Origin of the sequence: Erythrobacter sp. (genome assembly GCF_035194505.1) — a bacterium.
GTDB lineage: Bacteria > Pseudomonadota > Alphaproteobacteria > Sphingomonadales > Sphingomonadaceae > Erythrobacter.
This window is the reverse complement of the sequence record NZ_CP136573.1, coordinates 1820733-1847276: the sequence shown is the minus strand read 5'-3', so window position 1 is coordinate 1847276 and position 26544 is coordinate 1820733. Positions and strand designations below refer to the sequence as shown.

19 protein-coding genes are annotated in these 26544 nt (G+C 66.9%); 15 read left to right on the top strand and 4 right to left on the bottom strand.

Annotation, left to right across the window (positions count from 1 at the left end):
• Positions 1 to 2: 2 nt before the first annotated feature.
• The 10 genes from RSE14_RS09105 (at position 3) to RSE14_RS09060 (ending at position 9875) form a co-directional block, all read left to right on the top strand.
• Complete coding sequence (locus RSE14_RS09105) at positions 3 to 860, top strand: cytochrome c1 (protein WP_324072938.1); 858 nt, start codon at positions 3 to 5, stop codon at positions 858 to 860.
• A 94-nt stretch (positions 861 to 954) separates the two neighbouring features.
• Positions 955 to 1506 (top strand): adenine phosphoribosyltransferase, encoded by a 552-nt coding sequence (locus tag RSE14_RS09100; RefSeq protein WP_324072936.1) that lies wholly within the window; start codon positions 955 to 957, stop codon positions 1504 to 1506.
• 114 nt (positions 1507 to 1620) lie between these two features.
• On the top strand, positions 1621 to 4485 hold the full coding sequence (locus tag RSE14_RS09095) for a monovalent cation/H+ antiporter subunit A (protein WP_324072934.1): 2865 nt from the start codon (positions 1621 to 1623) through the stop codon (positions 4483 to 4485).
• On the top strand, positions 4482 to 4844 hold the full coding sequence (locus RSE14_RS09090; protein WP_324072932.1) for a Na+/H+ antiporter subunit C: 363 nt from the start codon (positions 4482 to 4484) through the stop codon (positions 4842 to 4844). Before RSE14_RS09095 ends, RSE14_RS09090 begins: the two co-directional genes overlap by 4 nt.
• A complete protein-coding gene (locus RSE14_RS09085) occupies positions 4841 to 6361 on the top strand; it encodes a monovalent cation/H+ antiporter subunit D (RefSeq protein ID WP_324072930.1) in 1521 nt (506 codons plus the stop codon). Before RSE14_RS09090 ends, RSE14_RS09085 begins: the two co-directional genes overlap by 4 nt.
• A complete protein-coding gene (locus RSE14_RS09080) occupies positions 6358 to 6843 on the top strand; it encodes a Na+/H+ antiporter subunit E (protein ID WP_324072928.1) in 486 nt (161 codons plus the stop codon). Before RSE14_RS09085 ends, RSE14_RS09080 begins: the two co-directional genes overlap by 4 nt.
• Positions 6840 to 7109, top strand: coding sequence for a K+/H+ antiporter subunit F (locus RSE14_RS09075; protein ID WP_324072926.1), 270 nt, complete (start codon positions 6840 to 6842; stop codon positions 7107 to 7109). The genes RSE14_RS09080 and RSE14_RS09075 overlap by 4 nt, the downstream gene beginning before the upstream one ends.
• Positions 7106 to 7519, top strand: a complete 414-nt coding sequence (locus tag RSE14_RS09070) for a Na+/H+ antiporter subunit G (RefSeq protein ID WP_324072924.1) — start codon at positions 7106 to 7108, stop codon at positions 7517 to 7519. Before RSE14_RS09075 ends, RSE14_RS09070 begins: the two co-directional genes overlap by 4 nt.
• 68 nt (positions 7520 to 7587) lie before the next feature.
• Complete coding sequence (locus RSE14_RS09065; protein ID WP_324072923.1) at positions 7588 to 9582, top strand: TIR domain-containing protein; 1995 nt, start codon at positions 7588 to 7590, stop codon at positions 9580 to 9582.
• 44 nt (positions 9583 to 9626) lie between these two features.
• Positions 9627 to 9875: a hypothetical protein gene (locus tag RSE14_RS09060; protein ID WP_324072921.1), complete on the top strand. Its 249-nt coding sequence runs from the start codon at positions 9627 to 9629 to the stop codon at positions 9873 to 9875.
• 45 nt (positions 9876 to 9920) lie between these two features.
• On the opposite strand, the gene RSE14_RS09055 is transcribed toward RSE14_RS09060, so the two are convergent.
• Together RSE14_RS09055 and RSE14_RS09050 are read right to left on the bottom strand one after the other, a co-directional pair.
• The gene (locus RSE14_RS09055; protein WP_324072919.1) at positions 9921 to 12242 is read right to left on the bottom strand and encodes a trypsin-like serine protease; all 2322 of its coding nucleotides are present in this window, start codon (positions 12240 to 12242) and stop codon (positions 9921 to 9923) included.
• Between the two features lie 19 nt (positions 12243 to 12261).
• Positions 12262 to 14565 carry a trypsin-like serine protease gene (locus RSE14_RS09050; protein ID WP_324072917.1) on the bottom strand — a complete coding sequence of 768 codons (2304 nt, stop codon included), beginning with the start codon at positions 14563 to 14565 and terminating at the stop codon, positions 12262 to 12264.
• A 154-nt stretch (positions 14566 to 14719) separates the two neighbouring features.
• On the opposite strand from RSE14_RS09050, the gene RSE14_RS09045 reads away from it, so the two are divergent.
• From RSE14_RS09045 to RSE14_RS09030, 4 genes are all read left to right on the top strand, one after another.
• On the top strand, positions 14720 to 16711 hold the full coding sequence (locus RSE14_RS09045) for a hypothetical protein (protein WP_324072915.1): 1992 nt from the start codon (positions 14720 to 14722) through the stop codon (positions 16709 to 16711).
• Between the two features lie 131 nt (positions 16712 to 16842).
• On the top strand, positions 16843 to 18681 hold the full coding sequence (locus RSE14_RS09040; RefSeq protein ID WP_324072913.1) for a DUF1800 domain-containing protein: 1839 nt from the start codon (positions 16843 to 16845) through the stop codon (positions 18679 to 18681).
• 18 nt (positions 18682 to 18699) lie between these two features.
• On the top strand, positions 18700 to 20157 hold the full coding sequence (locus RSE14_RS09035; RefSeq protein WP_324072911.1) for a DUF1501 domain-containing protein: 1458 nt from the start codon (positions 18700 to 18702) through the stop codon (positions 20155 to 20157).
• A gap of 68 nt (positions 20158 to 20225) precedes the next feature.
• Complete coding sequence (locus RSE14_RS09030; RefSeq protein WP_324072910.1) at positions 20226 to 20861, top strand: hypothetical protein; 636 nt, start codon at positions 20226 to 20228, stop codon at positions 20859 to 20861.
• Here RSE14_RS09030 and RSE14_RS09025 read toward each other — a convergent pair.
• On the bottom strand, positions 20831 to 22279 hold the full coding sequence (locus RSE14_RS09025; RefSeq protein ID WP_324072909.1) for a carotenoid oxygenase family protein: 1449 nt from the start codon (positions 22277 to 22279) through the stop codon (positions 20831 to 20833). The genes RSE14_RS09030 and RSE14_RS09025 overlap by 31 nt on opposite strands.
• Positions 22280 to 22354: 75 nt before the next feature.
• Positions 22355 to 23848 (bottom strand): carotenoid oxygenase family protein, encoded by a 1494-nt coding sequence (locus RSE14_RS09020; RefSeq protein WP_324072908.1) that lies wholly within the window; start codon positions 23846 to 23848, stop codon positions 22355 to 22357.
• A 283-nt stretch (positions 23849 to 24131) separates the two neighbouring features.
• On the opposite strand from RSE14_RS09020, the gene RSE14_RS09015 reads away from it, so the two are divergent.
• Positions 24132 to 26498, top strand: coding sequence for a TonB-dependent receptor (locus tag RSE14_RS09015; RefSeq protein WP_324072906.1), 2367 nt, complete (start codon positions 24132 to 24134; stop codon positions 26496 to 26498).
• The last annotated feature ends 46 nt before the right edge of the window (positions 26499 to 26544 follow it).

Sequence of the window (26544 nt, the reverse complement as noted above, 5' to 3'; positions counted from 1 at the left end):
TCATGACTATTCGTCTCGGAGGCATCATCTTCGGCCTGGCCATCACTGCGGTGCTGGTGCTGTGGTCGCTGATTCCCGGTGTCTACAACCTCGCTTTCGGCCCGGCGCCGGAACAGCAGCCCTCCTATGCCTTCTACGAGCATGGCGAAGGCCCCAAGGGCGGCTTCTCGTTCGACGGTCCGTTCGGCAAGTGGGACACGGCCCAGCTGCAGCGCGGCTACCAGGTCTACAAGGAAGTCTGCTCGGCCTGCCACAGCCTGAAGTTCGTTGCCTTCCGCAACCTCCAGCAGCTCGGTTACACCGAAGCCGAGGTCGACGCCGAAGCTGCGAGCTGGACGGTTCCGGGCATCGATCCGGCCACCGGCGAGACCACCACCCGTCCGGGCGAGCCGACCGACGCTTTCCCCAGCCCCTATCCCAATGCGATTGCAGCGGCTGCGGCGAACAACAACGCCATCCCGCCTGATCTTTCGCTGATGGCCAAGGCGCGTCACGACGGTTCGAACTACATCCATGACCTGCTGGTCGGTTATGTCGAGCCCGACGCGGAGAAGGCGGCCAAGGTCGGCTTTGAAACCCCGGCTGGTCTCTACTTCAACAAGCACTTCCCCAACGTGAACATCGCGATGCCCCCGCCGCTCGCGATCGACGGGCAGGTGACCTATGCCGACGGCACCAACGCCACCATCCCGCAGATGGCGACTGACGTTGCGGCCTTCCTGACTTGGACGGCGGAACCCTCGCTGGTGACCCGCAAGCAGACCGGCTGGTTCGTGATCGGCTTCCTGCTGTTCGCCACCACTCTGGCCTTCCTCAGCTACAAGCAGATCTGGGCCGGGATGAAGCCGAAGAAGAAGTAAGCTTCTTTCGCCTCGGGCAAGCATTTGCGCCCCGTCATCCCTTGCGGATGGCGGGGCGCTCTGCTTTGAAAGGCACGAAAGGGGCTACTTCGACATGACGCCGCCGCAACTCTCGCTGCCCGAGCTCAAGGCGCTGGTGCGCACCGTGCCGGACTTTCCGCATCCGGGCATCCAGTTCCGCGACATCACCACGCTGATCGGGCACCATCAGGGGATGGCGGCGAGCGTGCATCACCTCGCAGCAGTGGCGAGCGAAGCGGGGGCGCACAAGATCGCCGGGATGGAAGCACGCGGCTTCATCTTCGGTGCGGCGGTGGCGGTGCAGCTTGGGGTCGGCTTCGTTCCGGTCCGCAAGCCGGGCAAGCTCCCGATCGCAACCATCGGCATCGATTATGCGCTCGAATACGGCACTGACCGGCTGGAGATGGATCCGAGCGCGGTTGTGCCCGGGCAAAAGGTCGTGATCGTCGACGATCTGATCGCGACCGGCGGCACCGCGCTCGCCTCGGCTGAGCTGCTGCGCCGGGCTGGCGCGGAGGTCACGCACGCGTTGTTCGTCATCGATCTGCCCGATCTCGGCGGCGCGGACCGGCTGCGCGAAGCGGGCATCGAAGTGCGCGCGCTGATGGAATTCGAAGGCGATTGATCCCGCCCGCTTTGGCTTGTCCTTTGGCATGACCCTCGGCTAGGGTCAGCCAGGCCACTGCAACTGGCTGTAACGCCACGCCCACTTGGCCGGAGGAGCTGATCGGACCCGTCCATGGCTGATGGCTTGATGCTCACCACGCTGGCGGCCTTGCCCTTTCTCGCCGCACTGGCAATCGCGCTAGCGGCCGGAGGATCGCGCGCGGTTCATTCCGGCATTGCGGGCTTCGCGAGCGCCGTAGCGTTGGCCATCCTCGCCAGATTTGCAGCGCCGGTCATCGGCGGAGACGTGCCGTCTGTCACGATCAGCTGGGTGCCCGCGCTGGGCCTTGATCTGACGCTGATGATCGATCCGCTGGGTCTCATGTTTGCCGGTCTCATCCTCGGCATCGGATTGCTGGTGGTGATCTTCGCCCATGCCTACCTTGCGCAAGGTGAGGCGAGCGCTCGGTTCTTTGCCAGTCTTATGCTGTTTCAAGGCGCGATGCTGGGGATCGTGATCGCGGGCAATGTCCTGCTGTTGCTGGTGTTCTGGGAGCTCACCAGCCTTGCCTCCTTCCTCCTCATCGGTTTCTGGCAGCACAAGCCGGAAGGGCGGCAGGGTGCGCGCATGGCGCTGGCGGTGACGGGCGGCGGGGGTCTCGCACTGATCGGGGGAATGCTGCTGCTGGGGCAGGTCACGGGATCCTATGACCTCGCGACGATCCTCGCGCAGGGTGACGCGGTGCGCGCATCGCCGCTCTATCCGGTGATCCTCGGCCTGATCCTGATCGGCTGCTTCACCAAGTCCGCGCAGTTCCCGTTCCACTTCTGGCTTCCCCACGCCATGGCCGCGCCGACGCCGGTGAGCGCCTATCTCCATTCGGCGACCATGGTGAAGGCCGGGATCTTCCTGCTCGCGCGGCTGTGGCCGGTGCTGGCAGAGACCGAGGCCTATACGGCGATTGTCAGTAGCGTGGGCCTTGTCACGATGGTGTTCGGCGCAGGCGTCGCGCTGTTCCGGCATGATCTGAAAAGCATCCTTGCCTATTCGACCATCTCGCAGCTCGGGATGATCGTGATGCTGCTCGGCTTTTCGCAAGCCGCCGCGGTGGTGGCAGCGATGCTGCACATCCTCAACCATGCCGCCTTCAAGGCCGCACTGTTCATGAGCGCGGGGATCGTCGAACACGAGACCGGCACGCGCGACATCCGCCGCCTTGGCGGGCTGGCCAAGGCGATGCCGGTCACTGCGCTGGTCGCTACGCTCGCGGCGGCCTCCATGGCAGGGCTGCCACCGCTGGGCGGGTTCATCTCGAAGGAGCTGATGCTCGAACAGACCATCGAACTGCCCTTTGCCGATCCCGCGTGGGTGGTGCCGTTGCTGGCCACAATCGGCGCGGGGTTTTCGGTCACCTATTCGCTGCGCCTTGCCGTGCACCTGTTCTTCGGCACACCGCACGAGGCGGAGCCCTTTGCCCGCGCGCATGATCCTGATGCTGCAATGTGGGCGTCCCCGGCGCTGCTGACGGCGCTGGCGGTGCTGCTCGGGCTTGCCCCTGTTGAGCTGGCCGCCCCATTGGTGGGCGCCGTGACGGAAGTCGTGGTCGGCAATGCGCCGCCTCCTCTCGACTTCGCCCTGTGGCACGGCTTCAATCTGGCGCTGATGCTGAGCCTTGTTGCCGTTTTCGCGGGCACGGTGCTGCTGTGGCGACACGGGTCGTTTCTTGCCGTGTGGGAGCGCCTTGCTCTGCCCGACGCCAAGCGCCTGTTCGAAGCCACCATCGCCTTTGCCGATCGCTGGACCCGCAAGGCGATGGTCGCGGTGCACACCCCCTCGCTCCAGCGGATGATTTTCGCCCTTTTAGCCGTGGTCTGCGCGCTGGTGATCGAGGGCGCGGTGACAGGCGGCGGGGCCATCACGGGCACGCGGCCCGGCCTTCCGGCTCCGCCCGCTGCACTGGCCGCATGGGCGCTGCTTATCGCGGCCACGGCGGCGGTGATCAATGATGCGCGCCACAGGCTCCGGGTGCTGATCTTCATCAGCGTCATCGGGCTGATCGTCACGCTCGCGTTCGTGCAGTTCTCCGCCCCCGATCTGGCGCTGACGCAGATTTCGGTCGAGGTGGTGACTGTGCTGCTGTTGCTGCTCGCGCTCAATCTCCTGCCCAAGCAACCACCGCAGCTTTCCTCGCCTGCGAGGCTGTGGCGGGACGGGGGGCTGGCGGTCACCGGCGGGGTACTGGTGGGCGGGCTTGCCTGGGCCATGCTGACCCGCGATGCGGGCGCGTCGATCGCGGCGTTCCACATCGCCAATGCCAAGCCCGGCGGCGGCGGGACCAATATCGTCAACGTCATCCTCGTCGACTTCCGCGCCTATGATACGCTGGGCGAGATCATCGTGCTGGGGATTGCGGGCCTCGCGATCTTCGCTCTGCTCGATACCGCCGCAACCGGGAGCGCGGGCGCAAGGCTGGCGCGCTGGCGCAAGGATTCGGTTCACTCGCCCGAGCGGCACCCGATGATGCTGGTGATGGCCAGCCGCCTTGCCCTGCCGCTGTCGTTGACGGCCGGCATCTATCTGTTCCTGCGCGGGCATAACCAGCCGGGCGGCGGGTTTATCGCGGCGCTGGTGGTGGCGATCGCCTTCCTGCTGCAATATCTCGCCGCCGGACACGCATGGTCTGACAAGCGCCGCGCCTTTGACGAGCACCCGATGATTGCGGGTGGCGTGCTGGTGGCGATGGCGACGGGGCTGGGTGCGGTGGTGCTTGGCGCGCCCTTCCTGACCTCGTGGTTCGACTACTTTTCGCTCCCGCTGATCGGCAAGTTCGAACTGGCGAGCGCGATGCTGTTCGATACCGGCGTGTTCCTGACGGTGCTGGGCGCGGTGATGCTGGCGCTCGAAAAGCTCGGCAACATCGCCCAGCGCGCCGCGCGGGCCGACGCGGTGCAGGCGCAGGCGCAGGCGCAGGCACAGGGCGAGGAGCGCGGGGCATGACCTACGAATTCCTCGTGGCGAGCAGCATCGGCGTGCTGGTGGCGGGCGGCATCTATCTCGCCCTGCGCGCGCGCACCTTTCAGGTGGTGCTGGGCCTGACGCTCATTTCCTATGCGGTGAACCTGTTCCTGTTCGCGAGCGGCAGGCTGGTGCTGAACCGCCCGCCGATCTGGGACAAGGCGGCCGCCGGCTACACCGAACCGCTGCCGCAGGCGCTGGTGCTGACCGCAATCGTCATCACCTTCGGCATGACCGCGCTGGTGGTGATCCTAGCGCTGCGCAGCTTCCTCGAAACGGGCAGCGATCATGTCGATGGCGCGGCGGTGCCGGACGATGATGGCGAGGAGGGCGGCGCATGACGCTGGCTCAGCACCTCCCGATCCTTCCCGTGGCGATCCCAGCGCTGGCTGCACCGTTGATCCTGCTGGTGATCCGCCGTTACCGGGTGCTGGGGCTGGCGCTCGGCTTTGGTTCCTGCGCGGCGATGCTGGCGGCTGCGCTGGCGCTGATGGGTGCAGGCAGCAGCGGCGCGATTGCGGTCTATGCGCTGGGCGGATGGGCCGCGCCTTTCGGCATCGTGCTGGTGGCAGACCGGCTGGCTGCGATCATGCTGGTGCTGACCGCCTGTCTCGCGCTCGTCGCGCTGCTCCATGCGGTGCTGACGGGGAGTGATCGCAAGGGCGCGCATTTCCACGCCCTGTTCCAGTTCCAGCTGATGGGATTGAACGGCGCGTTCCTGACCGGCGATCTGTTCAATCTCTTCGTGTTCTTTGAGGTGCTGCTGATCGCCTCCTACGGCCTGATGTTGCACGGGCAGGGGCCGGCGCGGCTCAAGGCCGGGGTGCAATATGTGGTGGTGAACCTGGTCGGCTCGGCGCTGTTCCTGATTGCGCTCGGTTTGCTCTATGCGCTCACCGGCACGCTCAACATGGCGGATATGGGCCTGCGGGTTGCGGCAATTGCGCCGGCCGATCAGGGCCTCTTGCGGATCGCGGCGCTGCTGCTGGCGAGCGTCTTCCTTCTCAAGGCGGCGGTGGTGCCGCTCCACCTGTGGCTGGTGCGGACCTACGAGACGGCGACCCCGGCGGTGGCGGGCCTGTTCGCGATCCTCACCAAGGTTGGCGTCTATTCGCTGATCCGGGTGGTTCCGCAGGTGTTCGGCGAGGGCGCGGGGGCGGCCGCATGGGTGCCTTCACCCTACCTCTGGCCCGCCGCGCTGGTGACGGCGGGGATCGGCTTTGCGGGCGTGTTCACCGCGCGCAATCTGTCGCAGCAGGCAGCCTATGCGATTATCGGGTCGACCGGCACGCTGCTGATCGCGGTTGCCGGGTGGCAGGCAGAAATGCTGGGCGCGGCGCTCTATTACCTTGTCCATTCGACCATCGCGGGGGCGGCGCTGTTTCTGGTGGCCGACGTGGTCGCAAGGGCCCGCGGCGCAGCGGGCAATGCCACTGCCCCCGGCCCCGACTTCGCCGGTCGCCAGACCATCGGGCTTCTGTTCATGGCCACCGCAATTGCGGTGTGCGGTCTGCCGCCGCTGTCGGGCTTCATCGGCAAGCTACTGATCCTCGGGTCCGTCACCGCTCTGCCCGAATGGGGCTGGGCCTGGGGCGTGATCCTCGGCACTACGCTGATCGGGGTGATCGGCTTTGCCCGCGCGGGGAGCGCGATCTTCTGGAAGGCGGGCGCGCCTGCCGCTTCGCTGACCCGGCCGATGGCGCGCGCCGATTGCGCAGCGCCGGTGATCGCCTTGCTGTTGCTGGCTGCGCTCACGATCTGGGCCGGGCCAGCCAGCGCCTATGCCGAGGCCGCCGCCGCGCAAGTCCTCGATCCCGCTGCCAGCGCGCGCGCGGTGCTGGGGGAGGCCGGATCATGAGCCGCCTCATCCCCCATCCCGGCCTCAGCGTGCTGCTCGTCATCGTTTGGATGGCGCTGGCGGGCGAGGCCAGTTTCGGCGCGCTGTTTCTCGGGCTGTTGGCGGGCCTTGTCGTCCCGCTGTTCACCGCACCATGGTGGCCAGGCCGGCCGCGCCTGCGCTTTCTTCCCGGCCTTTCCTATGCCCTGCTGGTGATCGGCGACATCATCATCGCCAATTTCGAGGTTGCCGCGATCATACTGTTCAAGCCCGCCCGCGAGCTCAAACCGGCATGGCTGACGATCCCGCTCGATCTTGCCAGCCCCGAGGCGATCACGGTGTTTGCCGGCACCATCAGCCTGACGCCGGGCACGGTCTCGGCCGATATCTCGGCCTGCGGCAAATATCTGTTGGTCCACGCGCTCCACGCCCCCGATCCCGCTGCCGAGGTGGCCAAGGTCAAGGCGCGTTACGAAGCCCGGCTGGGGAGGATTTTCCTGTGATCGGCTATGCGCTCGCCTTCGGCTTCGCGGCATTGGGCCTCGCCCTCGTCCTCAACCTGTGGCGCCTGCTCAAGGGGCCGGGGGAGGCCGACCGCATCCTCGCGCTCGACACGATGGTGATCAACGCGATCGGGCTGATCGTGCTCGGCGGGATCGCTCGCGGCAGCGGCACCTCGTTCGAGGCGGCGTTGCTGCTCGCCATGGTCGGCTTTGTCGGCACGGTGGCCTACGCGAAGTTCCTCCTGCGCGGAGACATCATCGAATGAGCGGCGCGGTATCTCTCGGCGAAGGGCTGGCGAGCGCGCTGATCGTGCTGGGCGCCGGATTTGCGCTGGTGGGCAGTTGGGGGCTGGTGCGCCTGCCTTCGCTGATGGAGCGGTTGCACGGTCCGACCAAGGCCTCGACCCTGGGCCTCGGGGCAATGCTGGCGGGTTCGATTCTCTGGTTCCGGCTGGCGCAGGGGGTATGGAGCCTGCATGAATTGCTGGTGACGCTGTTCCTGTTCGTCACCGCGCCGATCACCGCCAACATGATCGCCAAGGTGCACCTCCACCGCCTGCGGCAGGGCGAGGCGCCCGGTCCGGCAGGCGCGCCCGCAGCCCCCGGAGAGGCGGGTGACTGGGCAACCTACGAAGCCCCGCACAAGGGCAGCCCGGGACATTTCGACGAAGAATAGTGCCTTGTCGGCCCTGGCGGTGACGCGATGGCTTTGCGGGACGGGGCGTTTCGATGTAGCAAGGCAATATGGATAAACACGCAGGCGCAGTGGCAGGTGATGGCGGGGATGCTGCGCCCGTGTCTGCGCCGTCCGTTTTCCTGAGCTATTCGCGCACCGATCTGGAGCGCGCCCGCCCGGTGATCGCGCTGCTGGAAGGCGCGGGCTTCGATGTGTGGTGGGATGGCCGGCTGGAGGGCGGGGAGAATTACCTCGCCACCACCGAAAACGCGCTCGAAGCCGCCGATTGCGTGGCTGTGCTGTGGTCGCAGACCTCGGTCGCATCGCACTGGGTGCGTGACGAGGCGCAGCGCGGACGCGAGCGCGGGTGCCTGGTGCCGCTGTCGCTCGACGGGACGATGGCGCCGCTCGGCTTCCGGCAGTTCCAGCTGCTCGATATTGCGGGGTGGAGCGGCGATCCGGCCGATGCGCTGGCGGCACGCATTCTTGTGGCGGTGCGCACCCGTGCGGGGCAAAGCGCGGCCGCTGGCGAGGCGCCTGCCGTTACAGCGCCTGCACCGCCTGCCGCCACACCGGGCCTTGCGGTTTCGCGCCGTGCGCTGATGATCGGCGGTGCGGGGCTTGTCGGCACGGCCGCGCTGTTCGGGGTGTGGAAGTCTGGCCTTCTGTCCGGCGGCGGATCGCAAGCGATTTCGATGGTGGTGCTGCCCTTCGCCAATCTCACTGGCGATGTCAGCAAGGCGTGGTTCTCCAACGGCCTTTCGAACGAGTTGCGCGCCGTGCTGGTGCGCAATCCGCGCCTTCGGGTGGCGGCTCCGACTTCCTCGGTCGCGCTCGATGGCGAGGACGAATTCGCGATCGGCCGCAAGCTCGGGGTCGAACACATCCTCCGCGGCTCGGTGCAGCGCGATGATACCCGCATGCGCGTTTCGGCCGAACTGGTGCAGATCGAGGGCGGTACGGTGCGCTGGGCCGAAACCTATGATCGCCCGCTGTCCGATGTTTTCGCGCTCCAGACCGAGATCGCCGAGACAGTCGCGCTCTCGCTGGTCGCCCAGACTGTCGGCGAGAGCGAGGCGCGCAGCAGCCTCGAAGCGCAGCAGGCGGTGGGGGGCACGCAGGATATTGCGGCCTACGAGGCCTTCCTGCGCGGCCATGCCCTGTATGATCTGTCAGCCGGGGCCCAGACAGACCGCGCCGCGCTCGAGCAGTTCGATACGGCCATCGCCAAAGACCCCGGCTATGCTGCCGCCCACGCCATGCGCTCGACCATGCTGGCAGCGATCGCGAACACGGCGAACACGGCGGAGGAGGCGCGCGGGCTCTTTGTGCAGGCGATTGCCGCTGCCGAGCGGGCCATCGCACTCGAAGACCGCTTGGCGCAGGGCCATCTCGCGCTGGGCTTTGCGCTCAACAACGGTCAGCTCAAGCGGGCCAAGGCGATGGTGCATTACCGGAAGGCCGAAAAGCTTGCGCCCGGCGATGCTGACGCGCTGCGGCAGGTGGCGACCTTCTATTCCTTCGGGACAGAGATCGATCTTGCGCAGCAGATGATCAAGCGCGTGATCGATCTCGATCCGCTCAACGCGCGGACGTTCCGCTCGGCCGGCTTCGTCAATCTGTTTGCGCGCGACTATGCTGGCGCGATCGCCCAGATGCAGCGCGCGTTGCAGATCAACCAGAGCCTTGCCAGTGCCCATTTCGTGATTGCCAATGCGCGGCTGATGCAGGGCGACGCGGTGGGCGCGCTGGCGGCTGCGAAAGCCGAACCGGTCGCGCAATTCGCGCTCACCATGACCGCCATCGCCGCGCACAAGCTGGGCGATACCGCCAAGGCCGATGCCGAATATGCCAAGCTCCTCGCCGATTACGGCGACGCCGCGCTCTATCAGCAGGCGCAGGTTCTGGCGCAGCGCGGCGAGGGCAGCGGGGCGGTCGCACGCCTTCAGGCCGCTTATGCCGCAGGCGATTCCGGGATGCTGCTGGCCCGCAATGATCCGATGCTCGATCCGATCCGCAGTGACCCGAAGCTTGGGGAATTGCTTTCCAAGCTCGGCTCGTGATACCTCCGCTGCGCCCATGGAGGGCGTAATGAGGGGAAATGGACATGAAGAAGATTGTGACCTTCGGGTTTGTCGCAGCCACCGCGCTGACGCTGGCCGCTTGCGGCGGCAAGACCGAGGAAGCACCGGCTGCCGAGCCGACCGCCGAAGCCACCGAAGCCGCACCTGACGCGATGGCGTCCGAAGATGCCGCTGCTCTCGAAGCGGCTGCCGCTGCTGCGGAAGGCACCGACACCAACAGCAACCCGGTTCCGCCGGCTGCCGCAGGCGCAGAAGCCGCTCCGGCCGAGTAATCGAACTGCAAGGACGCAGCCCGGCGACCGTGCCGGGCTGTGTCCCTATCTGCCGCGCGGTGCCCGCGTGGTTGTTCCGGGGCGTGGCCCCATGGTCTTGTCGAGCCAGTCGCGCACCTTGGCCACCCGCGTATAGCGGCTCGGGACCCCGGTCGTCCCGCATTCCTCGCCCGCACTCACCACCCCGATCACTGTCGGAATCCGGTCAGCATCGCCATAGGTGATCAGCGGTCCACCGCTGTCCCCGTTGCAGACCTGCGAGCGATCCGGCGCGCTGGCGCATAGCAATCCGCCTTGCAGCAGCGGGGCGGTAAACCTGTTGCGCTTGGCACAGGCATCCGGGTCCTCCAGACTGAGCTTAACTCCCTTGAGGTAATCGCTCGCCTGGCCGCGCACCGAAGTCAGGCCCCAGCCATAGGAGTAGACGGTCATCCCGCCTTTCACGGGGCGCGCATCGAGCGGTTGCGGATCGAGCCGGATGGTCGCGATCTGCTGCACCGTCTTTTCCTTCACGCCCCTCACCGGATCGAGCTGGATGAGGGCGATGTCAAAGGCGCGGCTGGCTTCGTGATACATCGGGTGCGGGATCGCGCGCAGGATCGGATAGCTGATGCCTTCCGCCGCGCCCGGGGTGGTCAGCCCCAACCGGATGCGGTGTTCGGGGGTGAGCAGCGGCTTCTTCTTGGCATCGACAATGCAATGCGCTGCCGTCAGCACCCAGCCATGGCGGATCAATGCGCCACCGCATTCGACACGCAGCCGGGCGTTGAGCGTTTGGCCGTTCAAGACCTCCGGCCGCCACAGCAGCGCCTGCCAGGGCGCGGCACCGGGCTGGACGCGGAAGCCGCCGATCGCGGCCGGGGGCTCCTCGCAGATCGTATCGGTGTAGGCTGCACCGCGAAACAGCACATCGGTGGCAGTGCAGAACAGCGCGCGCCGCTCCTGATATTCGGCCTCTTCCTTGGCGGCGCTTTCGGCATAGAAAGCCGCCTCTTCCTCGGGGCTCATGGGCGGCATGAAGCTCGCGTCGGCCAGCTGCGCAGGACTATCTGGCTGATCTGCCCCCTTGAAGGCCATCAGAGAGCAGGAAGCGGCATCATCGTTGTCGCAGGCGGCGCTCATCAGTTCCAGCCCGCGGGCCCGGTCTTTGGGCAGGTAAGTGCCATCGACCATCCACAGGCCCAGGGTGCCGCATGCGCTGAACCGGCCCGCATCGCAGGCGCGGTTCAGCCAGCCTGCGGCTGCCGCGAGGCTTTGCGGATCATGCCGCTCGAGGACATAGGCCACCAGTGTGACCGGTGTTTCGCAGGCTTCGACGGTTCCCGCATCGCAAGCCCGTCCCAGCAGCCGCAGCGCTTCTTCTGGGGCGTAGAGGAGCGATGTGTCATCCGCATAGAGTTCTCCGAGCGCGGCGCAATCGGCCTGCACATCACGCGCGCAAGCTTCGGCGAGCCCGGGGGCTGCGCGAATGGCCTTGGCCTCCCCGCATGCACTCTTGCCGATGGTGCAGGCCCGCTCGAGCAGGGCGAGGGCCTCTACCCGCTGGGCCGGTGGGCCGCTGCCATCGGCAAAGATCATACGGCCGAGATAGGCACAATAGAGCGCATCGCCGGCACGGCAGGCCCAATCGAGAACCTCGCGCGCATAGGGCGATGACACGGGCTTGTCGTTTTCATCCCACTCGACGAAGCGCAAGGCCAGCGCAGTGCAGGACTGGCCATCGCCATCGCGGCAAAAGCTCTCGAGCGTGGCCTTGCCTTCGGCTTGCACGGCGGGCGAACCCTCCGCGTCGACCGCCTGCTCGGCAAGTTTGCGGCAGGCCTCGCGGCTGCCCTTTGCGCAAGTTTCGCGGCGCAGGCGCAAGGCTTCGACGCTCCGGTCGATCTCGGGCGATACCAATGCGGCATTGGTTTCGTAGTAATCGGCGAGCCCGTCGCAGGCATCGCGCGAGCCCAGTTCGCAGCCCTTTGCGTAAAATCCGGCCACGGCATCGAACAGGGCAAAGTCACGTACACTGAACAGCAGGCCGCCCAATTCGAAGCAGGCATCGGCAGCGTTTGCAGCGCAGGCTTCGCGCAGCAGCAATTCGGCCACCGGGCGGTTCTGCGGCTTGCCTTCGCCAAACTTGTAAGCCCGTCCAAGCCTTGCGCAGCCCGCCGGGTTGCCCGCGGTGCAGGCGGCTTCGGCGGCCGCGGCGCTGGCTTCTTCGCGCGCGCGTACCTCGGCCGGCTTGGCCGGATCGGCGCGCTCGATCAGGGATTGCTCCGAATAGACCAGCGGCGCGGGCGGCTCCTGCGACGCTGCCGGTGCGGAAGTGGCTGCCGCAGCCAATCCCAGCGCGATCCAGAATGCTCTCACCTGTACCATTCTTCCCCCGTCTTGCCCGTCATCGCCTTGCCGGCGGCGCGACCGGGCGCTCGACCCCGCGCAGCACCCGCGCGATCCAGTCGGTCATCTTGCCCACCCGCGTGTAGCGGCTGGCGACCCCGGTCTCGCCGCAATTCGTGCCTGCGCTGACCACGCCGATGACCACCGGGCTGCGCATCCCCCCCTGTTCATAGCGCACCAGCGGCCCGCCGCTATCGCCGTCGCAGGCCTGCGATCTGTCGTCGGCCTTGGCGCAGATCAGCGCCGACTTGAGAAAGCCCTGATCGGTCTTGGTGCGCTTCTCGCAGTCGCTCGCGGCCTCGGTCTTGAGTTCGGCAGCCTTCAGGATGTTGCTCGAGGTTCCCTCGAAGGCGGTCAGCCCCCAGCCATAGACGAACACCGGGATCCCGGCGCGGATGACGCGCTGCTCCACCGGGGTATCGTCGAAGGGGATGGTCCGGATCTCGCCGACTGTGCCGCGCCGGATGCGGCGCGAGGTGTTCAATCGCACCAGCGCGATGTCGAACACCCGCGCTCCTTCATGGTAGTCGGGATGCACGAAGACCTGGCTGATGTCGTAGCTCTCGCCCTGCAATGCCTGCGCCTCGTAGACGCCGAGCCGCACTGTGTGTCCGGGGGTGAGCGTCAGCCGCTTCTTCTTGTCCACCACGCAGTGCGCGGCTGTCAGCACCCAGCCTTCGCGCACCAGCGCGCCGCCGCATTCGACCTGCTGTGCGCGGGTCAACTGGCGGCCATCGGGGAGCCGCTCGGGCCGCCAGAACAGCGCCTGCCAAGGTGCTTCGCCGCGGCGCGCTGCACGGCCCTCTACCATCGCCACTACGCGCCCCTGACAGAGCCGGTCCAGCCATACAGATCCGCGATAGCTGACCTCGGTGACGGTGCAGCGTGCCGCTTCCTCGCGCGCTTCCTCTTCGTCCTTCAGCCTCCGTGCCTCGGCTACCTCCTCGGGAGTCAGTGGCGGCCGGAAGCGCCAGTCGACCGAAAGGATCGGCGCATCGGGATCGGTGAAGGCGCGCCTGTCGAGATCCGCGCAGGTCCTTTCCTCACCGCGTCCGCAGGCCAGTTGCAGCAGCGCATAGCCGCGCTCGCGTTGCTCGGGCGTCGGGTCGCCATCGAGCAGTTCCTTGCCGAGCCTGTCGCAATCGGCATCCTGTCCGTCCTGACATCCCAGATCCAGCCAGAACGCCCTGCGCGCCGCTTCCTCGGGCGTTTCGGGGATGTCGTCATTGGCCACCACCCGGGCTGCATCGCCGCAGGCTTCGGCGAGCCCGGCTTCGCAGGCCGCGCCCAGCAATTGCACCGCCTCGGCAGGGGAATAGAGCAGTGAACTGCTGCTGGCGTAGATCCGCCCGAGCGCAAGGCAATCGGTCTGCACCTCGCGCGCGCAGCTTTCCGCCAGCACCGGACGGCTGCGGATGATTGTGGGGGTGTAGCAATACCCGTCTGACAGGGCGCAGGCGCGATCGAAGGCAGCCAGCGCCGCGACGCGCTGTTCCGGCGGCCCGCTGGCCTCGGCAAAGCGAAGTTCGCCAAGCTCGCGGCACAGATTGGCAGCTCCCGCCTCGCAGCCCTTCTCGGTCATCTCCCGCACAAGGGCGGTGGGCACCGGCGTCTGCCGCTGGAGGGGGTAGATGATCCAGTTGCAGGCACCAGAGTCACCGCTGAGGCACTGGCGTTCGAGCAGGCGGAGGCCCTCGTCGCGGCGCTCAGGATCATCGCTCCCCGCAAGTTCGGAGCCGAGCCAGCGGCAGGCGCTGATGCCGCCTTTGTCGCAGGCCGCGCGGCGCATGGCTTCGGCCTTTTCCTTGTCGCCATCGCGGCCGTCCGTGCCATAGGACACTGCGGCCGCCTCTTCGTTGCAGGCCTCGGGATTGCCGAGCCGGCAGGCGCGCCCGAGCACCAGCGTGCCCTCCATCCGGAGAGCGGCCTCTTCGATCGAGCGCAGCAGCAGTCCGAGATCGCGGCAGCCTGCCGCCTCGGCTGCATCACAGGCCGGACGCAGCAGCAGTTCGGCCACCGGACGGTTCTGCGGGCGCCCCTCGCCATGCAGGAAGGCATGACCCAGCGCTGCACAGCCCGCGCTATCACCGGCATTGCAGCGTGCCTCGGCGGCATCGGCAGCGGATTGTTCGGCCGCGATCTGCGCAGCGGGCTTGTTGCGCGGGGCGAGCTTCAGACCATCGCCAAGACGCTCGTCATAGATGTAGGGCACCGGCGCCGGCATCTGGGCACTCGCCGGGGCGGCGATCCCTGCCGCCAGCATTGCCGCCAGCCATGAAACGAACAGCAAGCCTACCCGCATCGCTCCCCTCCCGCGCTCTGGGTATTGCCTTGGCATAATGCGCTTTTCGCGGGGCAGGGTCAAACCGCTGTCTCGGGCCTTGTAAGCAGGCACTTGGCCGCGTTACAGACGGCCATAAGCCTGCGCGCCTGACCGGCAAGGAGACCATCTGCCAATGCCCTTGCTGCCTTCCGTGTCCCCGGCGGCGTGGCATCGCCCCGACAGCTGGCAGCCGCACCTGGCGCTGGGCATCACCGGACATCGCGCCAGCAACCCCTCTTTCGGAGCCCATGCTGCCGGGATCGCCGATGCCCTCGCCGCGCTGTTCGCCCGGATCGAGGAGACGGCAGCCGCTCTGCCGGGCACGCGCGGCGCGCTGCGCCTGCACAGCCTGCTGGTGGACGGGACCGACCAGATTGCCGCCGATCTGGCGCTTGAGCGCGGCTGGGAGCTGGTGGTGCCGCTGCCTTTCGGGGCCGATCTCAATCTGGCGATCAATGCCCATCCCTTAGCGCCCGCAGATGCCGCCGCACTGTGCCGCGGCGGGCCGGCCGCTGATCCCGCTGTCGAAGCCCGCGCCGCCGCGATCCGCGCGATCACCGCGCGCGCGCATCTGTTCGAACTGGCGGACCGCGATGCCGAGGTCGAGGCCTTGTGGCTCGCCAGTCTCGCCGCACCGGAAGATCGCGTGGCTGCCCGCGCCTTCGAGGCGCTGGCATCGGACAATGTCGCGCTCGCAGGCCGGGTGATGATCGAGCGCACCGATCTCGTGATCGCGGTGTGGGACGGCAAGATCGCCAATCTGCCGGGCGGCACCGGCCATACGGTCACCACCGCGCTGGCGATGGGCACGCCGGTGCTGCTGATCGATCCCGCAACGCCCGAGAGCTGGTCGATCCTGACCCGTCCCGAGGAACTCGCGCAAGCCCGCGACAACGCGCCCGATCACGCGCGGCTCGAAGCGATTATCCGCGCCGCCGTGGTGGCCGAGGGCTGGAGCCCGCAGCTGCTCGACCGCGAGACATGGCGTGGCAGCAGCAGCCGCGCTTTCGGCTTTTACCGCAGGATCGAACGGGTGTTCGGCGGCGGGCCGGGCGCGCTGGCTTCGCTCAAGATCGATTACGAGGCGCCTCAGGCGATTGCGAGCGGGAGCGCGGCAAGCCTGCTGGCGGCGGCCGATGCCATGCCCGGCGGCGATGCCGGCGTGGCCGGGCGGCTGCGCGGCGAGGTCTTGCCGATGTTCGCCTGGGCTGACGGGATCGCGAGCCACCTCGCCGATGCCTATCGCAGCGGAATGTGCGTCAACTTCGTGCTGGCAGCGCTGGCGGTGATGATCGGCATCCTGTTCCTTCCGGCGCGGATGGCCGACTTCAAGTGGATCTTTGCCGGCGTCGAACTGCTGGTGCTGGTCGGGATTGTCGTCATGACGGCAGCCGGATCGCGGCGCGGCTGGCACCGCCGCTGGTTCGAACTGCGGCGCGTCGCCGAATATCTGCGCCACGCGCCCGGGCTGCTGCTGCTGGGGGTTTCGCGGCCCACCGGTCGCTGGCCGCGCACAGGCGGCGGAGGGGGCGGCGGGGCAGGCGGCGAATGGCCCGAACATTTCGCCCGCCACGCGCTGCGCTCGGTCGGCCTGCCGCGCGTCCGCGTCACCCGCGACTATCTGCGCGCAGGGCTCGCGGGCGTGGCCTTGCCCCATGTCAGCGCCCAGCGCGCCTATCACGAGGCCAAGGCGCACCGGCTGGAGACCGTCCACCACCGGATCGACCGTGTGGCAGAAACCTGTTTCGCGCTCGCGGTCGCCTCGGTCTCGACCTATCTGGTGCTGAAGCTGGGCACGGTTGCAGGCGTAGTGCCCAAAGCCCTGCCTGATGACATCTCGCCGGTCCTGACCTTCTTCGGCGTCGCCTTCCCGACGTTGGGCGCCAACCTTTCCGGCATCCGCTATTTCGGCGATTTCGAACGCTTCGGGGCGATCTCGCGGGTGGCGGCGGAAAAGCTGGGCGAGATCGAGGCGCGCATCTCCCTGCTGCTGTCGGGCGCGGAAAGCGCGCTGACCTATGCCGCCGCCGCGGATCTGATCCACGCGCTCGACGAGGCGGTGGTGGACGAGATCGAGAGCTGGCAGTCGGTGTTCGGCGCCAAGCATCTCTCGCTGCCAGCGTGATTTTGACCGCCACATAATCAGGGGAAATCCGGCTTGCTTTCACGGCAGCAAAGCCCTGATAAGATTTCCGCACCAACGCGCGAAGGGTTGAGGGGCTCTCGCACGTTGGCCGGCTGAAAGAAGGGGGATGTATGTATCGTCCAGGCGGTGAGCCCGAAGCCACTTTGAACGACGCGGAGGCGCTCCAGCCGCTGCCGCAGCACGAGCCCTCCCCAGGGCCTTCCCCCGCGCCTGCGGCACCGCTTCCAGCCAAAGCCGCTGCTGTCAGCACGCTCGCGCTGGCCGTTGCCGCTTGCGGCGGCGGCGGTTCGGGCACCAGCACGGGCGGCGGCACCCCCCCGCCGGTTTCGACCGTGCGCAAGCCGCAGTCCGATGCCGAGGCGGCTCGCTTCCTGCTTCAGGCCTCGCTGTCCGCCTCCACCGGCGCGATCACCGATCTGCGCAGCGAGGGTTACGAGCCCTGGCTCGATCGCCAGATGGGCATCGCCAATGACCAGAGCGGCCGCGAATTCCTTGCTGCGCGCGGGTTCGACAGGGTCGATGCCAACCGCTTCTATGATGGCCTGATCACCGGCGATTACATGGTCTGGTCGCAGCTGCTTTCGGGCGGCAACGGCGTGCGCAAGCGGGTGGCCTTCGCGCTTTCGGAATTCTTCGTGGTCGGGCTCGGCGGGATCGCGATGACGTGGCGCGGACCGGCGATCGCGGAATATTGGGACATCCTCAACCGCCGCGCCTTCGGCAATTTCCGCGATCTGTTGCAGGACATCACCCTGAACCCGGCGATGGGCGTGTTCCTCAACACCCGCGGCAACCGCCGCGCGGACGCCAGCGGGCGGGTGCCGGACGAAAACTACGCGCGCGAGGTGATGCAGCTCTTCACCATCGGCCTGTTCGAGCTCAATCCCGATGGCTCCCAGAAGCTTTCGGGCGGCAATTCGATCGAGACCTATACCAGCGCCGATGTGTCCGGGCTGGCGCGGGTGTTCACGGGGTATGACTTCGATTTCTTCGGGCTGACCGCGACGACGGAAGTCGGCGGGACGCGGCAGATTCCCGATCCGGAATATGCCCGCCGCCCGATGACCAGCAATCCCGCCCGCTGGCAGCCCCCGCGCGCCAACGGGTTCCACTCGACCGAGGCCAAGACCTTCCTCGGCCTGACGATCCCGGCTGGCACCGATGCGACCGAGAGCCTGCGGCTCGCGCTCGATCATCTGTTCAACCACCCCAATGTCGGCCCGTTCTTTGCCAAGCAGATGATCCAGCGGCTGGTGACGAGCAACCCGTCAGCTGCCTATGTCGGGCGGGTCGCGGCGGTGTTCAACAATAACGGAGCGGGCCGCCGGGGCGATCTGGCGGCGGTGTTCAAGGCGATCCTCACGGATAACGAAGCGCTCGATTCGGCGGGCCTGACCAACGCCAATTTCGGCAAGCTGCGCGAGCCGGTGCTGCGGCTGGCGCAGCTGGCGCGCACCTTTGGCGGACGGTCGAACAACGGCAACTGGCAGATCGGCGATCTCACCGATCCGGCGACTGCGCTCGGCCAGAGCCCGCTGCGATCGCCATCGGTGTTCAACTTCTTCCGCCCCGCCTACTTCCCGGCCAACACCGAAATCGCCAATCGCGGCCTGCTGGCGCCCGAGTTCCAGCTGGTCAACGAGACCTCGGTGGCGGGCTATATCAACTTCCTCGAACGCGCGGTGCAGGGCCAGCGTGCGCCGGTAGCCGATCTGGTGCTCGACTATTCGAACGAGATCGCGATCGCGCAGGACGCCGCCCAGCTGCTCGACCGGCTCGATCTGCTGCTCACCGGGCGGCAGCTCAGCACCAGCGTCCGCGATGCCGTGCGCACGGCGATGGAGAGCGTGACGGTGACGGCGACATCAAGCAACGAAGTCAAGCTGCAACGGGTGCGGATCGGGGTGATGCTGATCCTCGCTTCCACCGATTACCTCATCCAGAAATAGACGGCAGAGGACGCGGGCATGTTTATCGGCAAGGGTAACGAGATCGCACGGCGCGCTTTCCTGCAGCGCACCGGCCAGCTGGCAATGATGGGGACGGCCTCGTCCTATGCGCTGGGCCTTGCAGGGCTGAGCGAGGCGGCGGCCTTCAGCAATGCCGGGGGCTACAAGGCGCTGGTCTGCGTGTTTCTCTATGGCGGGAATGATCACGCCAACACGCTGATCCCCTTCGATGCCACCAATTACGCGCGCTATCAGACGATCCGCGGCACGGCGGGATCGGAAGCCGCCAACGGGATCGCGCTTGCGCGGGCCTCGCTCGCCAACACGGTGCTGATGCCGCCCTCGGGCCAGACGCTGACCGACGACATCACCTATGCCATCGCGCCGACCATGCCGCGCCTGAAGGCGCTCTATGATCAGGGCGTGATGGCCCCGCTGCTCAATGTCGGCCCGCTGCTCGCGCCGCTGACCCGCGCGCAATATGATGCCGGCGTGGTGCCGCGCCCGGCCAAGCTGTTCTCGCATAATGACCAGCAATCGACCTGGCAGAGCTCGCAGCCCGAAGGCTCGCGCACAGGCTGGGGCGGGCGCATCGGCGATCTGGCGCTGACGTCGAACACCAATTCGATGTTCACCGCGATCAATGCCACCGGCAATGCGGTGTTCCTGAGCGGCCAGAACGCGATCCCCTATCAGGTCTCGCCTTCTGGAGCGACGCTGTTCGCGCCGGTTCAGGCCGGACAGGTGTTCGGTTCGGCGACCGCCGCGCAGACCCTGTCGAGCCTGCTGCGCACCGGTACCGGCAATGTCCTCGCCGCCGATTATGCGCGCTTCAACGATCGCTCGCTGCAGTTCGGCACCTTCGTCAACAGCGCGCTTGCAGGCGTCACACTCAACACCAGCTTCGGCACCGGCAACCGGCTGGCCGACCAGCTGCGGGTTGTCGCCCGGATGATTGCGGCGCGCGGCAGTCTGGGCGTGACGCGGCAGGTGTTCCTCGTCTCGCTCGGCGGGTTCGACAATCACGACGGGCTGATCGGCACGCATGACGCGCTGCTCGGGCAGGTCGATTTCGCGATGGACGCGTTTTACAAGGCGACCGTCGAGCTGGGGGTGGCCGGCAATGTCACCACCTTCACCGCGTCCGATTTCGGGCGCACGCTGTCCTCCAACGGCGATGGCTCGGATCACGGCTGGGGCGCGCATCACTTCATTGTCGGCGGTAACGTGCAGGGTGGGCGGTTCTATGGCCGCGCGCCGCGGGTCTCGCTGACGAGCGATGATCAGGTCGGGCAAGGGCGCCTGTTGCCCGCGGTGTCGGTCGACGAATTCTCGGCCACGCTCGCGACATGGTTCGGGGTATCGTCAACCGAGCTGCCGCTGATCGCGCCCAACATCGCGCGCTTTGCCTCGCCTAATCTCGGCTTCATGCGTGCCCCTGCGACACAGGCCGCGCGCAAGGGCGGCATGATCTGACACAGCACACGAACGCGGAGAAGACTGCCCCCGCGGCGTGGCTGAGCGCGGCGCTGGCGGGGTGTGTTGTGCCCGCTTGCGCCCTGCTGCTGCTGCCGGGAACCCCTCCCGTCGCCCCGCTGGTGGCGGTTGGCATGATGGGCGCGGGGATGATCGGGGCAGCGGCGGCAGGCCGGCTGACGATCGGGGTTGTTCTTGCCCTGGTCCCCGCGGCAGCATTCGTTGCGCTCGCGCACATGCAGGGCAAGGCGGCACTGCCGCACCCTGCATCGCTCGCCCTTGCGCTGCTCATCGCCGCCATCAGCTTTGCCGCGCGCGGCGCGCTGTTTGCTCGCAGCGCACAGGCGCGCGGCTGGTGGATCGCGCTGGCGGTGGTCGGCGGGGAGGGGGCGATGCTGTTTGTCGCTGCGGCCCAGCCCGGCGCGCTGCCCGACTGGCTGCTGGCGCTCCTGCCGGCGCAATGGGCGAGCGCGGCGATCCGCACCGCGCTGAGCGGGACGGGCGCTTCGCTTGCGGGATCGGAACTTGCCGCGCTGGCCGGAACGGCAGCGGCCACCCTGCTCGTCGCCAAGCTATGGCCGCGCCGCTGGCCCTACCTCATCATGTTCACCGCATGGCTCGGGCTCTCGGCGCTGGTGTTACACCACCCGAGCCTGCCCGAGTCCGCCGTGGCTCAGGCAGCGCCCCCTGCCGCCGCCAGATAGAACGGGTTGTCCGCCGAGTAGTAGTTGCAGTGGAAGCCCGAAGGCACGCGGAACGGGATCCGCACCGTGGCAATCGGGCCGGCGGCAATATCGGTGGCAGCGAAGATTGCCAGTTCGCTGGTGGGCGAATTGGCGCGGTGCACCAGCGACATGGCATAGCCATCGGCCTCGTGGGTCGCCCCTACGCGTGGGGCAAACACCAGCTCGCCCGCGGCCGAACCCGGACCGAAGTGGTAGAAATCTTCCTTCCCGCTCTGCGTGTCGAAGCGCAGCACCGCGTCCATCCCGTCGACCCGCCCGTCGACCGAGTTGAGGTTCATGTTGCCATAGGCCTGGCGGGTCTTGCGGGTCATCAGCCGGTCATCGGGGCGCGGGAACTGGATGTCGCGATCATTCAGCGTTTCCTCGCGCATGCTGGCTTCGGCGAGATCAATCGTCCAGCGGCGCAGCGAGAGCGTGGTTTCCGCGTGGGTCAGCCAGTTGCCGTCCTGATCGGGGAACAGCGCGGTGCCGTTGGCCGCGGCAACATCGGCGATGATCTTGCCGTCCTCTTCCCAGGCGTTGCATTCGTGGAACATGTGGCGCGGATCGAATTCGAACCAGCGCACGTCGGCAGCCGTGCCCTCGCGCGGCAGGAGCGCAAGCTTGGTCGGGCGTCCGGTGTTCCACGCGGTCATCGGGCCGCCGCGCATGGCGCGCTGGAGATCGGAATCGAGCGGTATCACCGGTATCACCACCCAGTTTTCGGTGAGCAGGAAGGTGTGGATCAGCGCCATGTGCGGGATCGGGATCACCGCCGCATGGCGCACCACGCCTTCGGCCGTCGTGATGGTATATTGCAGCTCGGCCGCGCCGGTGAAGCCGTTGATGTTGGCACCGATATTCACCAGTTCGCCGGTGGCGTAGTCGATCTTCGGGTGGGCCGAGAAGGTCGAGGCGATGGTGCCGTCATAGTCGTGCACGCCCAGCGTCGACAGCTCGAAGGGGTCCATCGCGACCGGCTGCGAGCCTTCCATCAGCGCCAGAAGCTTGCCGCCGTGCAGGATGATGTTGGTGTTGCCGGTGTTGTAATGCTTGCCCTGCACCGAGGGATCGGCGGTCATGGGATTGCCGAACATTCCGAACAGACGGCGGCCCGCGGCCTTTTCCAGCTCGAACTTCTCGGTCCGCACCCAGCGGTTGCGAAGCGACACCCGGCCGTTTTCGAAGTGCATGGCGTAGACCATGCCGTCCCCGTCGAACCAGTGATAATCCCCCTCGCGGGTGGGATAGAGCGGCTCCGGCCCGTTGCGGTAGAACACGCCGGCCAGGTCCTCCGGCAGATCGCCGTCAACGATGAGATCGGGCGCGGTCGCCTCGAACCGCACCGGCTCGTGGTGGCCTGACAGGTAGGGATGGTTGAAGAACGGCTGGGTCATGGTGCGTTGCTCTCCGGTTTGGGCGGAAGCTGCCACAGGGCGGGCGGCGCTTCTGCTAGCAATATGAGGGGCCTGTCAGCTCGCGATCAGAGCGTCGGTCGCTGCGCGGTCAAGCCACAGGGCATGAACCCCGAACGGCACGGGCTGCGGGAGCGGGATGCGGCAGCGTTCCTGCATGGTGGCGGCATCGGCCACGATCAGCACCGCGCGTGTGCCATCGGCGAGCAGATCGACGATCCATCCGTCACCCTCTGCGGTGCCATCAGTGCGCGGCACGAACACCGGCTCGCCGCCGAGCAGGCCGCCATAGTCGACGTATCCGGCCTCGCGCTCCTCGAAGAGATCATATTTGAGCACGCCCTTGCCCATCACCCCGCCGCTTTCATCCAGCAGCCAGGTGTAGCGGGTCGGCTGGCCATGGCGGCTCCAGTCGATGCCGGGGCGTTCATAGTGGTGATCAAGCAGCACCCGCTCGCTCACCGCGCCGCTGCCTAGATCGAGCCGCCAGTGGACGAATTGCGAATGGGGTTCGGCCGGAGTGTGGATCGGCATGAACGGCGGGTAGTCGCGGAACACCGGGGCATAGACATGGAGCGCGCCGTCTGCCTCCCAGCCATTGGCGATGTGCCAGATGTGGCCCGGCAGGGCGGTCTCGAACCAGCGCACCGGATCTCCTGTCGCATGATCGCGCGCGATCATCCCGAAGCGGAGCGGCCGGTCGGCGTCGAAACTGGCAACGCTTGCGTCCGGCCCGGCGAGCCCGGCGGGGTTGAAGCGCAGCGAGCTGTCGGGGAAGATGATGTGCGTATCGGTCAGGATGTAGTCATGGATGAAGAAGGCGGCCGGCTTGCCTTCCATCACCGTGCTCGTCGCGATCGTGCCGCCCCGGCCGAGCCGCGTCAGGTGGGTGGTGCCCGCGGTGAAATCCTGCCCGATCGAAAACACCGTGCCGGAGGCCTCGTCGGTCTTGGGGTGGGCGCTGAAGGGGCAGTCGAGCTGGCCGCCGAATGTCTCGTTGCGCCCGCGCCCGTCCAGTGTCAGCCAGCCCTGCGCATCGCGCGCCACATCGAGCAGGAAGGGCAGGGCGGTTTCCTGCAGGCAATAGAGCCGATCGTCATGGTGCAGCACCGCCGTGCCGTTGCTGCCGGCCTCGATCGCGCTCATCCGGGGCAGCAGGCCGAAGCGCGTCTTGAGCCGCTCCAGCATCAGGCCGGCGAGCGCGCCCTTGCCGCCGCTGGTGAGGTCGGCGATGCCCAAGAAAGGATTGCGTCCGGCGGCCTCGATCCATGCTGTGCGCGGAGTACGCACATAGGTGTTGGAATAGCGCGCTTCGCCTCCTCGCAACTCGATCATGTGGAGCATGGCCTCGCCATCGAACATGTGGCGGCGGCGGCGCGGTGCGAACCGCGCATTGGTGCCGTTGCGCAGGAACACTCCGTCCAGTTCGGCCGGCAGATCGCCCTCGATCGCCAGCGGCACGCCGCGCAGTTCTTCATGCACCGGATCAAAGCCGGGATGGCCATAGGGATCGCCCCCTTGCGGCGGAACAATCTTGCCGGGTGCATTCATGGCGCGGCTCTTCCTTTCTGCGATGCGGCGAGCGGATTGATTGCAGTTATAGCAAGCTGGCGATGACGGACTGCCCCCAGAAGTGTCAGGCGCTGGCGCCCCGGAAAATCACAAAGCGCCTTTGTGCCGTAACGGCATGATCGCAGGCGATGTTCTCCGCTCATTTTGGACAGTTGTGGGCGGCGCGGAAAAACAGTTCACTTATTGCAATAATGGCACTTGCTGCGCGAGCCGGGCAGCAGGGGGAAAGCCCGATAATTCCGGCTCATCAGGGGAGAGAGCGATGACGTTTTTCAAGAGCGCGCGCGTGGCGCTTTACCGGGCAGCCCTGCTGGGCACGGCCCTCACCGCCACCACGGCTTTCGCACAGTCCAATGATGCTGCGGCGCAGGATGCGGAGGCCAGCGACGGCTCGCTCAAGGAAATTGTTGTCACCGCACGCTTCCGTACGGAAACCCTGCAGGATACTCCGATCGCGATCAGCGCGGTTCCTGCCAAGACGATCGAGAGTGTCGTCATCACCGACGTCAACAGCTTGCAGCGCCTGCTGCCCAACGTGCAGCTGTCCCGGATCAACTTCAGCGGTCAGGCACTGGGTGCCTCGATCCGCGGGATCAGCTTTGCCGATCTTGAAAAGACCTTCGATCCGGCCATCGGCGTGGTGATCGACGGGGTGTTCCTCGGCACCAACACCGGCGCCAATATCGACTTCGACGATCTGGAATCGATCGAAGTGCTGCGCGGGCCGCAGGGCACGCTGTTTGGCCGCAACACCATCGGCGGCACCATCAGCGTGCGCCACACACGGCCCACGGGCGAGCTCGGCGGCAAGTTCAAGGCACGCTATGGCAGCTTCAATTCGCTCGATCTGGAAGGCGTGCTCAACCTGCCCAAGATCGGCGACGCCTTGTCGGTCAAGCTGGCGGGCCTGCGCCGCACTTCGGATTCGCCGACCATCAACCGCTACACCGGCAAGCGCGAAAATGGCCGCGACATCTACAACCTCAGCCTTACCGCGCTGCTCGAAGTCGACAATTTCACCGCGTTGGCGACGGTCGGCTACAACAAGGACCGCTCGCAGTTCCCCACCGCGATCAACCTGACCCGCGCCTCTGGCCTGCCTTTCGGTGCCGGTGGGAACATCTGCGATTACACGCGCGCGATCGGGCTCGGTGATCTGGGCTGCGACACGCAGGGCGCGGTGCGGCAGGCGACGGAGAATTTCCGCCTCGCCAACACCAGCATTCCGTTCAAGAGCTTCTTTGAAGGCTGGAATGCCTCGCTGGAGATGAACACGACGCTCGGCGGTCTCAACCTCACCTCGATCACGGGCTTCCGCAAATCGAATGACCAGCTGACCGAGGAAAACACCGGAACGCCGCCGGTGTCCTATACCGGGGTGCCGGGGGCAGGCGTGCCGCTGTTCGTCGCCGCGCGCGATCAGGATTACCAGCAGTTCAGCCAGGAAATCAGGGTCGCGGGCGATATCACTGACTGGATGGATATCGTTGCCGGCGTCTATTACCTCGACACCAGCTATTCGATCCAGCCGGGCATCTTCAACGGCGGCCGGGGCGGGCTGGCCTATCTCGCCTTGCCGCTGTTCCCGCCGCAGGTGCCCGCGCCGACCGCGATCAACGTCCCGATCCAGAGCGCGACCGCCTCGCAAGACCTGCAATCCTTCGCGGTGTTTGCCGAAAGCATCTTCAAGCTGAGCGACGATGTGCGGCTTACCGCAGGCGGGCGCTACACCATCGAAACCAAGGAGTTCGAGCTCAACCAGACCCTCGCCGTGCCGTTCGCCGCGCAGGGCAAGGAGACCTGGCGCGATCCGACCTGGCGCGTCATCCTCGACTGGAAGCCCGATGACGATACGCTGCTCTACGGCAGCTGGTCACGCGGGTTCCGCTCGGGTGGCTGGAACGGCCGCGCCACCACGGCGGCCGCGATCGGCCCCTACGAGCCGGAAACCGTCGACAGCTTCGAAGTCGGCGCGAAGACCGCCTTTGCCGATGGCAGGGTGCAGTTCAATCTGGCGGCCTTCATCGTCAACTACGACGACAAGCAGGAAGAGATCATCCGTCCGGCCGTGGGCGGCGGGACCGAAACCATCGTCGACAACGCCGCCAGCGCGCGGACCAAGGGTGTCGAACTGGAAGTGATCGCCCGACCCACGCCCGAGCTGACCCTGCGTGCGTCAGGGGCCTATCTCTCGGCCAAGTACAAGGACTTCCTGATCCCCGATCTCGCCAATCCGGGGCGGTTTGTCGACATCACCGGGATCGCGAATTTCCGCCGTGCGCCGGAATGGACCGCCAACGTCGGGCTCGATTACGATCGGCCGCTGGATGATCGCAACAGCATCAACTTTAACACAAACCTTGCCTATCTCGATGAATTCTTCACCTCGCCGCGACGCGATACGACGGGCCGCAACCGCGACATCATCGCCGCGCACACCACGCTCGATGCCTCGCTCGCCTTCATCCATACGGGCGACACCTTCAAGCGCATGCGGCTCGCGGTCTATGGCCGCGATCTGCTGAACAAGGGCAACCGCATCACCAACACGCTGGATGCGGGCGTGTTCTACTTCGGTGTGGTGAGCGCCAACCGCGAAGGCGGGGTGGAGTTCAGCATCGAGTTCTGATGCCGTCCTGGCCTGATAGCCGTGTCCGCCCCGAAGGGCGGCGCGG

What these genes read in the sequence shown, in the direction of transcription:
- RSE14_RS09020 (WP_324072908.1), bottom strand. Translation starts at nt 23,848, where the DNA reads ATGAATGCACCCGGCAAGATTGTTCCGCCGCAAGGGGGCGATCCCTAT.
- RSE14_RS09040 (WP_324072913.1), top strand. Translation starts at nt 16,843, where the DNA reads ATGTATCGTCCAGGCGGTGAGCCCGAAGCCACTTTGAACGACGCGGAG.
- RSE14_RS09085 (WP_324072930.1), top strand. Translation starts at nt 4,841, where the DNA reads ATGACGCTGGCTCAGCACCTCCCGATCCTTCCCGTGGCGATCCCAGCG.
- RSE14_RS09015 (WP_324072906.1), top strand. Translation starts at nt 24,132, where the DNA reads ATGACGTTTTTCAAGAGCGCGCGCGTGGCGCTTTACCGGGCAGCCCTG.
- RSE14_RS09035 (WP_324072911.1), top strand. Translation starts at nt 18,700, where the DNA reads ATGTTTATCGGCAAGGGTAACGAGATCGCACGGCGCGCTTTCCTGCAG.
- RSE14_RS09095 (WP_324072934.1), top strand. Translation starts at nt 1,621, where the DNA reads ATGGCTGATGGCTTGATGCTCACCACGCTGGCGGCCTTGCCCTTTCTC.
- RSE14_RS09055 (WP_324072919.1), bottom strand. Translation starts at nt 12,242, where the DNA reads ATGGTACAGGTGAGAGCATTCTGGATCGCGCTGGGATTGGCTGCGGCA.
- RSE14_RS09050 (WP_324072917.1), bottom strand. Translation starts at nt 14,565, where the DNA reads ATGCGGGTAGGCTTGCTGTTCGTTTCATGGCTGGCGGCAATGCTGGCG.
- RSE14_RS09105 (WP_324072938.1), top strand. Translation starts at nt 3, where the DNA reads ATGACTATTCGTCTCGGAGGCATCATCTTCGGCCTGGCCATCACTGCG.
- RSE14_RS09100 (WP_324072936.1), top strand. Translation starts at nt 955, where the DNA reads ATGACGCCGCCGCAACTCTCGCTGCCCGAGCTCAAGGCGCTGGTGCGC.
- RSE14_RS09090 (WP_324072932.1), top strand. Translation starts at nt 4,482, where the DNA reads ATGACCTACGAATTCCTCGTGGCGAGCAGCATCGGCGTGCTGGTGGCG.
- RSE14_RS09025 (WP_324072909.1), bottom strand. Translation starts at nt 22,279, where the DNA reads ATGACCCAGCCGTTCTTCAACCATCCCTACCTGTCAGGCCACCACGAG.
- RSE14_RS09070 (WP_324072924.1), top strand. Translation starts at nt 7,106, where the DNA reads ATGAGCGGCGCGGTATCTCTCGGCGAAGGGCTGGCGAGCGCGCTGATC.
- RSE14_RS09080 (WP_324072928.1), top strand. Translation starts at nt 6,358, where the DNA reads ATGAGCCGCCTCATCCCCCATCCCGGCCTCAGCGTGCTGCTCGTCATC.
- RSE14_RS09065 (WP_324072923.1), top strand. Translation starts at nt 7,588, where the DNA reads ATGGATAAACACGCAGGCGCAGTGGCAGGTGATGGCGGGGATGCTGCG.
- RSE14_RS09045 (WP_324072915.1), top strand. Translation starts at nt 14,720, where the DNA reads ATGCCCTTGCTGCCTTCCGTGTCCCCGGCGGCGTGGCATCGCCCCGAC.
- RSE14_RS09060 (WP_324072921.1), top strand. Translation starts at nt 9,627, where the DNA reads ATGAAGAAGATTGTGACCTTCGGGTTTGTCGCAGCCACCGCGCTGACG.